At 41.4% G+C, this 14,395-nt stretch carries 11 protein-coding genes; 1 reads left to right on the forward strand and 10 read right to left on the reverse strand.

Annotated features, from left to right (window positions below; genetic code table 11):
* Positions 1-71 precede the first annotated feature (71 nt).
* Positions 72-1,661 (reverse strand): long-chain-fatty-acid--CoA ligase, encoded by a 1,590-nt coding sequence (locus ACQKNS_RS01195; protein WP_427640803.1) that lies wholly within the window; start codon positions 1,659-1,661, stop codon positions 72-74.
* Positions 1,662-1,985: 324 nt separating this feature from the next.
* Positions 1,986-2,432, reverse strand: coding sequence for a MarR family winged helix-turn-helix transcriptional regulator (locus tag ACQKNS_RS01200; RefSeq protein ID WP_427640804.1), 447 nt, complete (start codon positions 2,430-2,432; stop codon positions 1,986-1,988).
* Between the two features lie 121 nt (positions 2,433-2,553).
* Between ACQKNS_RS01200 and ACQKNS_RS01205 the strand changes: the two genes are divergently transcribed.
* Positions 2,554-3,741, forward strand: coding sequence for an MFS transporter (locus ACQKNS_RS01205; RefSeq protein WP_427640805.1), 1,188 nt, complete (start codon positions 2,554-2,556; stop codon positions 3,739-3,741).
* A 486-nt stretch (positions 3,742-4,227) separates the two neighbouring features.
* Here ACQKNS_RS01205 and ACQKNS_RS01210 read toward each other — a convergent pair whose 3' ends face one another.
* The 8 genes from ACQKNS_RS01210 to ACQKNS_RS01245 all read right to left on the reverse strand — a co-directional run bounded on the left by ACQKNS_RS01210 (position 4,228) and on the right by ACQKNS_RS01245 (position 14,385).
* Positions 4,228-5,271, reverse strand: a complete 1,044-nt coding sequence (locus ACQKNS_RS01210) for an oxidoreductase (protein ID WP_427640806.1) — start codon at positions 5,269-5,271, stop codon at positions 4,228-4,230.
* A 45-nt stretch (positions 5,272-5,316) separates the two neighbouring features.
* A complete protein-coding gene (locus ACQKNS_RS01215; RefSeq protein ID WP_427640807.1) occupies positions 5,317-5,745 on the reverse strand; it encodes a DUF1801 domain-containing protein in 429 nt (142 codons plus the stop codon).
* A gap of 314 nt (positions 5,746-6,059) precedes the next feature.
* Complete coding sequence (gene nagE / locus ACQKNS_RS01220) at positions 6,060-7,535, reverse strand: N-acetylglucosamine-specific PTS transporter subunit IIBC (protein ID WP_427640808.1); 1,476 nt, start codon at positions 7,533-7,535, stop codon at positions 6,060-6,062.
* Between the two features lie 187 nt (positions 7,536-7,722).
* Entirely contained in the window at positions 7,723-8,961 is a 1,239-nt protein-coding gene (locus tag ACQKNS_RS01225) for an exo-beta-N-acetylmuramidase NamZ family protein (RefSeq protein WP_427640809.1), read from the reverse strand.
* Positions 8,962-8,974: 13 nt separating this feature from the next.
* Positions 8,975-10,915 (reverse strand): glycoside hydrolase family 3 N-terminal domain-containing protein, encoded by a 1,941-nt coding sequence (locus ACQKNS_RS01230; RefSeq protein WP_427640810.1) that lies wholly within the window; start codon positions 10,913-10,915, stop codon positions 8,975-8,977.
* 202 nt (positions 10,916-11,117) lie between these two features.
* Positions 11,118-12,128, reverse strand: coding sequence for a MupG family TIM beta-alpha barrel fold protein (locus ACQKNS_RS01235; protein ID WP_427640811.1), 1,011 nt, complete (start codon positions 12,126-12,128; stop codon positions 11,118-11,120).
* Positions 12,125-13,495 (reverse strand): PTS transporter subunit EIIC, encoded by a 1,371-nt coding sequence (locus ACQKNS_RS01240; protein WP_427640812.1) that lies wholly within the window; start codon positions 13,493-13,495, stop codon positions 12,125-12,127. The genes ACQKNS_RS01235 and ACQKNS_RS01240 overlap by 4 nt, the downstream gene beginning before the upstream one ends.
* A 32-nt stretch (positions 13,496-13,527) precedes the next feature.
* Positions 13,528-14,385 (reverse strand): MurR/RpiR family transcriptional regulator, encoded by an 858-nt coding sequence (locus ACQKNS_RS01245; protein ID WP_427640813.1) that lies wholly within the window; start codon positions 14,383-14,385, stop codon positions 13,528-13,530.
* Positions 14,386-14,395 lie beyond the last annotated feature (10 nt).

A 14,395-nucleotide genomic window follows, 5' to 3' on the forward strand; every position in this document is an offset into this window, starting at 1 on the left:
GGCCTTGTTGGTTGCCGTACTCTATTTGATTTTAACAATTTATTACAACCCCGTTCATATGATGAAAGCCTTTAATTGACCTTTTTCGTTCCTTTCCAATGGATTTCCCTCAAACGGTATTTTTGGAGCTTACCTGTTGCCGTTTTCGGTAAAGACTCTACGAATTCAACCGTTGTTGGTGCTTTAAAGTGAGCCATTTTAGAGCGGCAAAAGGTAATGACCTCATTTTCTGTCACTTCCGCATTGGGGTGCAGCACAATGATTGCCTTAGGCGTTTCTCCCCACTTATCGTCTGGGATGGCAATAACAGCCGCCTCCAAAACATCTGGATGTTTATACAATACTCCTTCCACCTCTGTTGAAGATATATTTTCTCCCCCTGAAATGATTAAATCCTTAGCCCTGTCCTGTATTTCAATGTATCCATCAGGATAGGTCACTGCCAGATCTCCTGTATGAAACCAGCCATCCCTAATTGCTTCGGCCGTCTTTTCCGGATCCTTATAATATCCTGCCATTACAACATTGCCGCGCGTAATGATTTCCCCCAGTTCCTTTCCATCCCAAGCGACTTCTTTCCCATCTTGATTGATTACCATCGTTTCCCCATTGAAAACCAATTCAATCCCTTGTCTTGCCTTTATTATTGCTTGTTCGTCTGCCGATTTAGCTTCAAACTCAGCCTTCCACTCGTTATATAGGATGAAAGGGGAAGTTTCTGTTAATCCATATACGTGAATCATTTTCAGACCAAGGATTTCTTGCGCCTTTTGTATAAGCGCTGCTGCTGGAGGTGCACCTGCTGTCGCCATCCTTGTGCGCACTTTGATATTTGTTTCTTTTGCTTTAGGATCATTCACTAGCATATTGACGACAGTGGGTGCCCCACATAATAATGTAATATTATGACGGGCGAATAATTTGAGGATAAGTGGGGGATCGACTTTCCTTAAACATACATGAGTCCCGCCAGTAGCTGTTACCGACCATACACCTCCCCAGCCATTAGCGTGAAACATCGGCAGGGTATGCAAGTATACATCATCATGATTCACTCCAAGATGATAAATGAAATTAGCGGCGTTCATGTAATTTCCACGATGGGTTAACATTACCCCTTTTGGTTTTGACGTCGTTCCACTCGTATAATTTATGGTTAAAAGTTGATTTTCATCGATTGTAACCTCTGGCAGTGCCTCATCAATTGCATGCAAAATGAAATTTTCATAGTCTATTCCAGGTAAAGTGGTTTCATGTCCTTCAACTGGCACGATAATGATTTTTTCCAATGAAAGTCTAGTCATGATCTTTTCGATCGGAGCGGTGAATTCTTCATCGACTATTAACATTTTTGAATCGCTATGCTTGATGATATATTCCAAATCCTCTGCAGCAAGTCTATAATTCAAAGGAACCATTACCGCTCCCATTTGACAAATGCCATAAAAACATTCCAACATATAATGCGTATTTGGCAACATTACTGCAATATGGTCGCCTTTTTCAATTCCTGAAGAATACAGCGCTTTGGAAAGTTGATCTGTCCGCTGCCCGAATTCCTTGTATGTAAACTCTTTCTCTTCATCGATGACTGCCACTTTATGAGGATAATATTTTATGGCCCTGCGTTTCCAATCCATTGGAGTTAATGGGGAAAACATAATACCTACCATCTCCTTCTTTTGAGAATCTCTGCTTACAGCACACTTCCTCTGCCTGGTTCATCATGATGAGTCATTGAGAAAAAAATTTCTTAACCTTTTTGATACATATTCATTTTCAAAAATTCATATCTTCTTTAATGGATTTCTTCCATCCTTTAAAGAATCATTGAATACTAACCGTTATACTCAGGGGATTGCCCAATCCGGATATTATTTTTTAACTATTCTGATAATTCACCTCCTAAAAACAGTGGAATTCACTGCTTTAGTAAATAGTCTCTCTTCTTTCTATTATAATGGAAACTATACACGTCAGGAAGACTATATTTCATTCTCTATGCATGACGCTGCATGTTCGGTCAGTTTCCCAACGATTTGTTTGAGCCGTTGCGTTTCCTCTTCATTTAGGACGCTGTAAAAGTCACGAAAGATTTTGGCAAAACACTTATTTATGGAATGATAGGTTTTCCTTCCACTTTCGGTGGATTGGATAAAAACGAACCGCCGATCATCCTCACTGTGCACCCTCTCGATCAACTTCTTCCGTTCAAGCCGGTCAATTAGTGAAGTTCCTGCAGCAGGTTTGATTTTCAAATGATTCGAAACATCTTTAACTGCTATGGATTCAGTCAAGACAATTAATTGCAATGCGCGATACTGTACTGAAGTTAAATCATATTTAACCAATAACGGTTCCACCAATTCCTGTGAGAGGCTGCTTAGTTCCTTGATTTCTAGATGTAAATTATACAATTCACTTGAATGCATGTTTGACAATCCTTTCTTATTGACACTATCTATCTAAAACTATAACATAATTAACGTATCAAAAAATTAACCATGCGAATTAAATTGGTTATTGATTTTTAAAGAGAGAGAGAGGCTGTCCATGTCAGCAGAACAACGCAAAAAGATCATTATCCTCATGATCAATATGTTTATAGCAATAGGAAGTTTCGGTATCATCATTCCCATTTTACCAGCATATCTGGCCTCTATTAATCAAGGAGGAACCGCCGCTGGCCTAATGATTGCCATTTTCGCTGGTGCACAACTTATATTTTCACCAATTGCCGGAAAATGGACTGACCAATTCGGGCGCAGAAAAATGATTATTTATGGGTTGGTCGGTTTGACACTATCCATGTTTATTTTTTATGCAGTCAATTCCATTTGGTTATTATATGCTTCACGCATCATTGGCGGGATCGGGGCAGCATTGCTTATACCTGCAATTTTTGCTTATGTAGCCGATATCACCACATTTGAACAACGCGCTAAAGGCAATAGTTTAGTATCTGCCGCCATGTCACTGGGAATTGTAGTCGGTCCAGGAATTGGAGGTTTTTTAGCTGACTTTGGCTTGAAGTTTCCCTTTTTGATTTCTGCGCTGGTGTCCCTATCAGCTGTTGTATTTTCCATTTTTGTTTTAAAAGAAAGCGAAGCGGCACAGGTTACACAAGCCATGGATGCAAAAAACGAATCGATGGTTCGGAAGATTGCCTTATCCGTGAAAATGCCCTATTTCATCCCACTCATCATTACTCTTGTAATGAGCTTTGGGTTAATGGCATATGAATCTGTCATAGGCCTTTATCTTGATAATCAATTCAATTCAAGCCCTAAGGACATCGCCGTCATGGTTACAGCCACCGGTATCGTCAGTGTAATTGTACAATTGTTTGTCGTCGACCGGATTGTACACCGTTTCGGGGAAGTGAATGTGCTGAATATCTTTATCAGTGTTGCAGCCATCGGTTTCCTCTTATCACTTTTTGCTTCAAGTTACCTGATTTTCTTTTTAATTTCACTGGTCATCTTCCTTTCCACTTCCATCTTACGTCCAGTTCTTAACACACTTATTTCCAAGATGGCAGGAAATGAGCAGGGCTTTGCAATGGGTATGAATAATGCATATATGAGCATCGGAAACGTACTCGGACCTACACTTGCCGGAATGATGTATGATGTCCACATTACCTATCCGTTCATGTTGGGCCTTATCCTCTTATTCATTACTTTGATGATTACCATGGCTTGGCAAAAGCGATCTCTTCATGCAAAAGCATTATCCTAGGACTTAAAAGGTATTTCAAGTTTTATACCTAAACGAAACCCCCGAGTAGCAGCCGCCATTCGTGGGTTTTGTTTTTGTTTTTGTTTTGATTTTCATTTCAATTTAAATCCTCCAAAAAGTATATCCACCAGTTAAATACTTCTATCCCTTGAATATCCGCTCCGACTTCATGTGGAAAGTGTACTAAATCTTACGTAACATTCGAATTCACAAGTAAATGCGGCAAACTCACGAGTATTTGCTCCCATTTCACGAGTATATGGCACGAATTCACGAGTAAACACTCAATCTCTCGAATATCCACTCCAATGTTATGAGGAAACAGCTCCAATTCATACGTAGCATTCGAATTCACGAGTTATGATTTAACTTATAATTCGGAAAATCATGCATATGACCAAAATAAAAAGCGACCTTATTTCTGCAAATAAGGCCGCTTAACATTCCGTTTTCTCAATTCATATTGTTATAAGGGAAAATTGAATTTCATTTAATATAAATGGCTTTCTTTCCTTTACTGCTTTCAAAAGCCGCATCAATGATTTTAATGACCGATAACCCCTCGTGGGCAGTGACTGGAGCTTTTTTTCCGCTCAATATACTATCGGCAATTGCCTGGTAATAGGTTAAATAAGAACCGTGAAGTGTTTCAATGGTTTCATGTATCTCATTTTCTCCTTCGACCGTAACCAGCTTTCCATAGTGTTCGGGATCATCTGCACCCCAAGTGTCATCCATCGGTTTTTTCCCCTCACTTAGGGCGGCCTCTTGGCAATCAAGCCCGTACTTGATAAATGATCCTTTACTTCCATGCACCTGATAGCGCGGTCCATTATACGGAACGATTGAGCCTGAATGCAAGATAACCCTCAGCTTTTCATAGCCTAATATCACATGGAAATAATCATCCGTTTCGGCATTTTCTTTTTGGGAAAATACATCTGCCCAAACGAATTGCGGCAATCCAAACAAATACAGTGCTTGATCGATGAGGTGTGATCCTAAATCAAAAAGCATACCTGATCCCGGGCCTGGTTTTTCCCTCCATCTATCCCTGACCACAGGCCTGTATCGATCATAATGGACTTGGTATGTATTGATTTCCCCAAGCACTCCATCATCCATCAGTTTTTTCACTGTCAAAAAGTCATTATCCCATCTCCTGTTATGATAGACACTTAATAGCAGATCCTTTTCCTCGGCAATCTTAATGAGCTCCTCTGCCTCCGAAGCTTCCACTACCATCGGCTTCTCGAGGATGACATGCTTCCCGGCTAACAAGCTTTGTTTGGCCATTTCATAATGCAAACCACTCGGTGTGGTAATAACAGCCAAATCAATGGACGCGTCTTCAAGAATCTCCTCTAAGCTGCTTACCACTTCCACATCTTTCAAATCTTTTTGGACTTTTTCCTTCTTGGAGCTGACAACTTTCGTTATTTGAAACTGCCCTAAAACACTTAGTAATGGAGCGTGAAATGTAGCTCCTGACAATCCATAACCAACTATGCCCACTTTAATTTTTCTCATTTTCGTTCCCACTCGCTTTCTTGTTCCTCTTAAACATACATTTTATTATATTTCATTATCCGGGTATGTATCTCTCAAGAACTTGACAGATTGATTGATCAATTCTTTCAATACATTAATATCGATATCTGCCACTTTATTGATGTACACACACCCTTTTCCGGAAGTGTGTTTTCCAAAAGCCTGTAACAACTCTTCTCTTTTTTTATCCCCTGGAGAGAAATATAAACTGATTTTTGCTTTTCGGGGGGAAAAGCCTACCAAGGGTGCATCCCCTTCGTGACCTGATTCATATTTATAATGATAGGTACCGAACCCAATGATGCTCGGCCCCCACATCTTTGCCTCATAACCTGTCGTTTTGGTGAAAACATCCAACAATTCATAAGCATCTGCACGCTTTTTTGGATTATCGACGTTCTCAATGAACTCAATGACACTACTATCCGTTTCTTTGGTTTTTTGTTTATACAAGACCAGAACCTCCCCACACTAAACGTTTCGAAAAAAAATATACCTTGCTCAAAACTTCGTACACTATATGATCGTGTCTTTAGATTGACGTGTATGTATACTGCCTTTATTACCAAGGATTCCCTAATTATTTTTAATGATTGGCGGACGAGCTTCATTACTAATTCTCCAAGCTTCATGGCAAATCCTTCATTCTATTATAGAACATTGATTCGTTTTATTCTAATTTAAGCCAGAGTTAATAAAAGTACTTTATCATAAAAATCTCTACGATCAGAAAATATAATCCTGATCGTAGATTTTTAGTGTTTCAGCTATCGCCGCCGGATCTTTTCAATTTCATCAGCTATGAATTGTACTTGTGTCCCTACGATGACTTGAATGCTTTGGGGACCCACGATATGGATTCCGGCAACCCCAGTAGATTTGATTTTATTCTGATCTACAGCACCCATATTCTCCACCTCAACCCTTAATCGGGTAACGCAGTTATCTACTGATGTTACGTTAGCGTCTCCGCCTAAACCCTCATAAATAGCTGAAGCCATTACAAAGAATTTACTCTCATCATTCCAGCCATGACTGCTGTCTGCTTCCGCAATCACTCCTCCGTCATCAAGCTCATCTTCTGTATCATCTTCTCTGCCGGGAGTCATTAAATTGAACCTTTTTATCAAGAATCGGAATAAGAAATAGTAAATGACAGCAAAAGCCAGTCCTTGAAGAAGTAGCATATATGGTTCATTTGCCATTGGCAATCTTGAACTTAAAACAAAGTCAATGAATCCTGCACTAAAACCGAATCCGGCTGTCCATTGGAAAGTCGCAGCAATGGCCAACGATATTCCCGTTAATAAAGCATGCACAACAAACAGGGCTGGTGCAACAAACATGAAAGCAAATTCCAACGGTTCAGTAACGCCTGTGAAAAATGAAGCGAAACCGGCTGCGAGCATTAATGAGGCCACTTGTTTTTTCTTCCGTGATTTTGCCGAATGGTACATGGCAAGAGCAGCAGCCGGTAAACCGAACATCATGACGGGAAAGAATCCTGCTTGATACATGCCTGTGGTCCCTTTTATTCCAGTTCCAGCCCAGAATTTACCGATATCGTTTAGTCCTATTACATCGAACCAGAATACGGAGTTTAACGCATGATGAAGACCTGTTGGTATCAAAAGCCGATTGAAAAATCCATAGAGTCCTGCTCCAGCTGCCCCTAATTCACTTATTCCTTCCCCAAATATAACTAACCAGGAGTAGATGAGTGGCCATACGAAGAATAATATAAGAGAAACGAGTAACATGGCCACCGCAGTAACGATCGGGACAAGGCGTTTACCGCTAAAGAAAGCGAGTGCATCCGGCAGCTCGACCTTACTGAACCGATTATACATAGCTGCCGCTATAAGGCCCGAGAGGATTCCGACAAATGCATTTTCTATTTTCACAAATGCTGGATTTACATCTTTTGCATCAATTCCTTGCAGCATCGCTACCGAGTCCGTGGAAAGCAATGTCGTTACGACTAAATAAGCTACAAGCCCGCTCAAAGCGGCGGCTCCATCTTTTCCTTTCGACATCCCCAATGCAACTCCAACAGCAAACAAGATAGCCATATTATCAATGATCGAAGAACCCGCTTTTATTAAGAAAGCTGCTAACGGACTTCCCGCTCCCCATCCCGCTGGATCTATCCAATAACCGATCCCCATTAAAATGGCGGCTGCCGGCAATACGGCTACTGGCAGCATCAAGGAACGTCCAATTTTTTGAAGATATTTTTTCATCCCGCTTTCCTCCTGACATACTGATTTAGGGCAAACCCCATATTCTATTAGACATCGGTTCCTTCCATTTTAGAACTGCATTTCATTTATAAATTTAGCTTTATCCAGAAATAAAGTCTTAGAGATTTTCTCCTCCTTCAGGAGTTCATAAAAAAAGAAAAGTCCAATCGGACTTTTCTTTTTTCACTTATTTATAGAGCAAGTAATTTTTACGCACCTTTTTAAAAGCATCCTGCTTTTCTTGATATTCTTTCATGATTTCATTTACTGATGAACCTTCTTCGATTCTTGACATTACCCAGCCATTGCCAATCAATAAATTGAAATTTTTGGCTGCAAGGAATTCGAAGTCACCAGGATATAGATCCTGAATGGTCTTGATGATGTGAAGTCCGGTAGGGACAGCCTTGAATTCCTCTCTATCCGTTATATAGATTTCCACTCCGTGGCTGAGTTTGCCTGCATGTTTTGAAAATGTAGGTGTAAAAGAGGCTGCCCTGAATTTTACGCCAGGTAACCTTAATGCATTTAATTTCCCAGCAAGCTCATCACTATTTATATAAGGAGCACCAATCAACTCGAATGGTTTAGTCGTTCCTCTGCCTTCAGAGACATTCGTTCCCTCGATCAAGCCTGTAGCCGGATATACGAACGTAGTGGAAACTGTTGGCATATTCGGTGACGGCAAGACAAAAGGAAGACCAGTATCGTCATAATCCATATCTCGCTTCCAGCCTTTCATCTTGATGACCTTTAAATCTGCACCAATTTTAAATCCCTTATTGAACAAAGTCGCGAGTTCCCCAACAGTCATTCCATGTTTAAGCGGTATTGGGTACAAACCAACAAACGAAGAAAATTCCGGTTCAAGTACAGGCCCATCTACCGACTCCCCGCCTTGAGGGTTGGGCCGGTCCAGCACAATAAAGGGAATATCATTTTCTTTGGCTGCTTCCATTGCATAAGCCATCGTGTAAATATATGTGTAATAGCGTGTTCCGACATCCTGTATATCAAAAACAAGGACCTCAACATCCTTTAACATTTCAGGCGTCGGTTTTTTCGTTTTGCCATATAAGCTATAAACGGGCAACCCTGTTTTTTCATCAATATAATATTCAACGCTTGCACCAGCTTGCGCATCTCCACGCACTCCATGTTCAGGACCAAATAACGCTGTCAAATTAATATCCGGATCATCATTGAGCAGATCGACGATGCTGGTTAATTTAGAATCGATGCCAGTTGGATTCGTAATCAAGCCGACTTTCTTTCCTTTTAACATGTTCTTTTCTTCTTTTAAAAGAACTTCAATACCGGGACTGACCTTTTGTTTTTTCTTCTCTTTAACAGCGGTTACACTTTTTGAGGAAACCATGCCGAAAGTCAACAGACAAATGGTAAATAGGATTATCATTCTTTTCAAATTGCATCCCTCCTTATTTTTTTATGGGTCTTCCAGATTTAATATCTAATCCATATCCAAATTTATAAAGGCTTTCATTGGGCTTGGTTACTGATGGTATATCGACCGGCAACGTGCCCTTAGGTTTTGATTCCCCAAAAATGGTCGAGATGCCTGCCGGGATATTCGGCTGTCTATAACGCCCATTCGAATACCCTTTGAATCCGTAAACAGCAAGAACCGCTTTCGCTTCCTCAAAATTTGCAACATCATAAGGGTTTCTTAAACTCATTAAAACAAATTCTTTATCTTTCTTCTTAGCATGATTCATGACCGCCCTAGGGAAGGCTGTTGCCCACGCCGACGAATCTTGAATGCTATCATCTATCACTCCATCATTGACAGCCGGATCGTTTTTGACAATATAGGAACCAGTTATGACAAAGTCCGATTCAGCAATGAGCCTGGCCACTTGATCTGAAAATGACTTTCCTGAAAAACTCATGCCCGTTATTTGGACTTTCTTGATTTTCTTTTTATCAGCCAGTTCGCTGATGCTCCTGGACATGGATTCAACTTGGTCATCAAAAGGAGCAAGTATTAAAACTTTATCATTTTTCTTAGGTTTGAAAGGCAATGTTTTGTCTTCATTTTTCAAAAGAGTGATGGCATCTTCCGCGATTTTGCTTTCTTTTTCCAAGTGATCTTCATTCCCGACCACTTTGATCGCGGTTTCGATTTTTTTATCGATCGGAGTATCATCAGGGTTTAATATCCCTCTCTTCCCTTTCAGTTCAAGTATCCTCGTTACAGATTGATTGACTTGACCAAGTGGAATTTCCCCGCTTTCCACTGCTGCCTTCACTGCATTGAATACAGATGTTATATTCTTTTCCATTTGAAGCGAATTAACCTGTGCAGGCATCAGTGCAATATCAACCCCGGATTTCAGGGCAAGGACCACAGCTTCTTCCTGTCCGAAGTTGTCCGCAATGGCTTTCATATTCAAAGCATCTGTAACTACAACACCGTCAAAGCCCATTTCTTCACGTAAAAGACCCGTGATGACCTTTTGTGACAATGTTGCAGGAACCATAATTTCCTGACCGTCTTTTTTACTGATATACTTAGTGTCATCGAATGCTGGAAATTGAACATGTGCAGTCATCATCATATCGACTCCAGCATCGATGGCCCTTTGGAAAGGAACCAACTCGATGGAACGCAAACGTTCTTTATCATGAGAAACAAGGGGGAGACCATAATGACTATCGACTGCTGTATCTCCGTGTCCGGGGAAATGCTTGGTCGTCGCTATCATGTTCTGATTTTGCAACCCTTTTATCGTTTGTATGCCAAGCTTTGATACAAGTTCCGGATCAGAACTGAAGGAACGAACACCAATAACAGGATTCCCGGGATTATTATTGACATCGACAGACGGTCCGAAATTGACATTTATGCCAAGTGACGACAGTTCCTTGCCAATGATTACTCCAGTTTGATAAGCGTAACTTTCATTTCTTGCTGCACCAAGTGCCATATTACCAGGAAGGTTCGTTCCGGTTTGAAGGCGAGTTACGATCCCTCCTTCCTGATCGATCGTTATGAATAGCGGCAGATCCGGGCTTGCCATCTGCAAACCCTCTGTTAGCCTAACCGTTTGTTCGGTATCGACTACATTCTCAGCAAACAGAATCACACCTCCCAGATGATATTTTTTGATGATGCTTGCAACTTCCGAGTTCATTTCAATAAAACCGGTCGCCTTCGTTTCTCCTTGTTTTTGCCAATTTCGAAAATCCGGCATGAGCATTTGACCGACTTTTTCATCGATTGTCATGTTTTCTACGATTTCCTGAATATTCGATACAGATTTTCCATCCTCTGATCCCTTTGCTGTTGCATTCCCTCCCAGAATGGTTAAAACAAAGAATAATGCGATCCCAGCAGGGGCACATAACCTTTTTATCATTTAGGCTCTCTCCTTTGTATACTTTTTAGTTCCGTTAGAAACCACTCCATATCCACTTTCATGAAGGGGTAAAATGACTGGAAATGAACGATATAGATCCTATAAAGAAATCAAGGCAGCATTGGAAACCCAGCAGCCGCCTCATTTTACAAGCCTTCATGAAATATACCCATTTACCCCTTGTATAATTTGATTCAATTGGTCACTCAATTATAAGGTTTATCGTTTGACCAGGCCTTAGAAGGGACAGCAAGGGAATATCTTCTTCTATAACTTGACCTATCACATTAACTCGATGATTTTCCCCTAGTTCTCTCTTGCAAATTTGGACCTCTCCCCGATATCTTCCGTATGCATCATTGTCCATCGTTATGGACCCAGGGCTGCGAGCAACTGTATTATTCGGCTCAACATTTGCTGTGACCCGGGTATTCTGGAGCCGAAAAACATCTTGAGAAACATCTGGCCTCAATTTATACTGACCACTTTGTAAGATCCGGGATTCCATTCTAACAGTTAGAATATTTAGATTTTTATAAGCGATTAGATTCTCAAGCAGATTATTCTCCGTTCCTTGATCTCCAACGTAAACTCCTTCCACATGCTGAACCATCTCAATACCGGCAGCGTAAGGATTCATCAACCTGTGTTTTTCAAGTGTTGGAAGGCCCTCATGAAGGGGACCGCGTTTACTTCCTGCACCCGGGATGAAAGCAAAGATCGGTATGCCGTATTTCTTGAACATTCGATTTTGTTCATGAAAGAACTCTTCCTCAAGGCCCGTTTCAGGCCTCGGATAAAAGTTGTGCCAAGCTATCAGACTTTCCGTTCCCACACCGTCCCGAAGCACGGATAAAAGGTCTTCTTCATTCAATGTACTTGCATTTAGTGAGAGCGAAAACACCTTAGATAAAGATATGACCATTTCTTTATCAAACCCATCATCAAGGCGAATCCCTTTAATGCCTAATGACCTTAAATCCGTAAATTCGCTAATCCCCAAATGATCAAGCGTGTTTAATGAGACATCTGCATGGATTTCCATTCCATAGGCATCTGAAAGCTTGAAAAGCTTGATCATCCTTTTCACGAGATCACCCTTTTCTTCAGGAATATGAAGTGAAGTGAATGCTTTTTTCACTCCCAGGCTAGCAGCATGGATGATTCGTGTTTCTGCAAGCGGGTCTTGGAGATAAAAAGAGATTCCGATCACTTGAATTCAACTGCCATTTCATCTTTGAATCCAAACAAATACGTAAAAATAAATCCTGCTATATAGGAAATGAACAACCCAGCGAGGAACAGTCCGATTTGGTTTGGATGAACTAAAAAGGTAAGCGGCAGTCCGGACACACCGATGGATGACGTTGCGATTCCGAATTGAGCTTGGAAGGCTCCACCAACTCCTGCACCTAAACATGCAGTTAAGAAAGGCCTGCCCAATGGCAGGGTCACTCCAAATATAAGGGGTTCACCGATACCTAGCATCCCGGAAGGAAGGCCCCCTCCGATAGCTCGCTTCAAACTTGCTTTCTTCGTTTTCATATAGATGGCAAATGCCGCTCCAACTTGGCCCGCACCACCCATCGCCAAAATGGGGAGCAGTGGATCATCACCAATTGAATTGATCAATTCTAGATGGACGGGCGTTAAACCTTGATGCAAACCAGTAATGACGAGAGGGAGGAAGGCCGCACCAAGCACGAATCCAGCTACGACACCACCGAAATCCAAAACATTCAATAACCCAGTTGTAATGGCATCCGATAAAAACCCTCCTACCGGCATAAATACAATGTAAGTGACAATCCCTGTAAGGAGTAAAGCGATGGTTGGAGTCAAAATGATATCCAATGATTGTGGAATGAATTTCCTGACCTGTTTTTCCACCAAGGCTATGAAAATAGCTGCAAAGAGGACTCCTATCAACCCACCGCGGCCAGGGAGCAAATTTTCACCGAACAATGAAATGTCGCCGACGGCCGGGTTTATGACCAAGATACCTGCAAGTGCACCAAGTGCAGGTGATCCACCGTATTCTTTTGCTGCATTGGTCCCGACCAGAATCCCCAAGTAGGCAAACAGCCCCGATCCGATAACGGTTAATATGATGGCTAATTGCGATTCTGCTGCAAGCCAGCCCGCTTGAACGATTGCTTTTGTAATACCGGTAATCAAACCTGATGCCACTAAGGCGGGAATTAAAGGGATGAAAATGCTTGCAATCCTGCGTAAAAATAGTTTAAACGGTTTTGCGTTTTTCCTATCAATCTCTGATTTATTCTTCGATGCTACTTCTTTTAAGTTCAAGTCGCCAGTAGATTCCTCCAGAAGCTTTTGAAATTCTGTATGAACCTTGTTCACCACGCCGGGACCGAGGACGATTTGTATCGTTTCCTCTTCAATGACGCCGAAGACGCCTTCCATATTTTTTATATCATCCATATTTACTTTCGAACGATCGATAGGCAGTACCCTGAGTCTGGTCATACAATGTGCAACATCGGCAACATTAGATGCCCCACCTAATTTCCCCAATAACGCTTCTGCTAAACTGGCGTACTTATCCCCCTTACCCATTCAAAAGCCCCCTTTGTCAAATCTCGTATGAATCATTTATATCGATCTGTCATCGATTTAATGGCAGACCTGGTATTATCGATATATTTGACAGTCTCTTCATATTGTTCTGAAGCCATCCCCAAAAACAAAATGTCAATCATATATAATTGCGCCAATCGTGAGGAAGTTGCTGCACTTCGAAATGGTGCTTCATTCGAATAGGATGTATACAGTGTGGCGTCGCACAAAGAAGATACCGTTGTTTGGCCATAATGAGTCAGCCCGATTGTCTTGACCCCACGTTCTTTTGCCAGCTTCAATATATTGATAACTTCAGGTGTTTCCCCTGAGAATGAAATGGCAAAAACGATGTCATTTTCATCAGCATTTGCAATCAAGGTTGCAACTAAATGCATATCTGTAAAAGCGGTTGCCCCTTTATTGACGCGAAGTAATTTTTGCTGAGCGTCAGCTGCAACTATATTCGAAGCACCCACTCCGCAAAAGTGGACGGTTTTAGCATTCAGCATCAGCTTTATCGCATGTTTGAGATTATCGTGATCGATTATTTCAGATGTGTCCCTAATCGTCTGAATCGAATTACTCGTTGTTTTCTCCACGATCCGATACAGTGATTCGGAAGGCTCGATATCCCGATACCCCTGTTCAGCGGTCTTCATCAAATCTCCCGCAATCCTTATTTTCAAATCTTGAAACCCTTTTATTCCAAGCGATTTACACAACCTAATAACTGCGGCCCCGCTAGTTTGGGCAGACGTACTTAATTCCTGTACAGTGCTGTTCACAACTTCATGAGGATTCTGTAGAATATATTCCGCTAGTTTTTGTTCTGATTGCGGCAGCTTGCTCAACATCGTCTGTATGATGGATAATCCTCCCGTAGCCATTGCTTCCCTC

It is taken from the genome of Peribacillus sp. NPDC094092 (assembly GCF_050279365.1).
Lineage (GTDB): Bacteria > Bacillota > Bacilli > Bacillales > DSM-1321 > Peribacillus.

Bases quoted from the DNA above. Each gene is read 5' to 3' on its own strand.
- ACQKNS_RS01195 (WP_427640803.1), bottom strand. From the start codon at position 1,661: ATGTTTTCCCCATTAACTCCAATGGATTGGAAACGCAGGGCCATAAAA.
- ACQKNS_RS01200 (WP_427640804.1), bottom strand. From the start codon at position 2,432: ATGCATTCAAGTGAATTGTATAATTTACATCTAGAAATCAAGGAACTA.
- ACQKNS_RS01205 (WP_427640805.1), top strand. From the start codon at position 2,554: ATGTCAGCAGAACAACGCAAAAAGATCATTATCCTCATGATCAATATG.
- ACQKNS_RS01210 (WP_427640806.1), bottom strand. From the start codon at position 5,271: ATGAGAAAAATTAAAGTGGGCATAGTTGGTTATGGATTGTCAGGAGCT.
- nagE (WP_427640808.1), bottom strand. From the start codon at position 7,535: ATGAAAAAATATCTTCAAAAAATTGGACGTTCCTTGATGCTGCCAGTA.
- ACQKNS_RS01230 (WP_427640810.1), bottom strand. From the start codon at position 10,915: ATGATAAAAAGGTTATGTGCCCCTGCTGGGATCGCATTATTCTTTGTT.
- ACQKNS_RS01240 (WP_427640812.1), bottom strand. From the start codon at position 13,495: ATGGGTAAGGGGGATAAGTACGCCAGTTTAGCAGAAGCGTTATTGGGG.
- ACQKNS_RS01245 (WP_427640813.1), bottom strand. From the start codon at position 14,385: ATGGCTACGGGAGGATTATCCATCATACAGACGATGTTGAGCAAGCTG.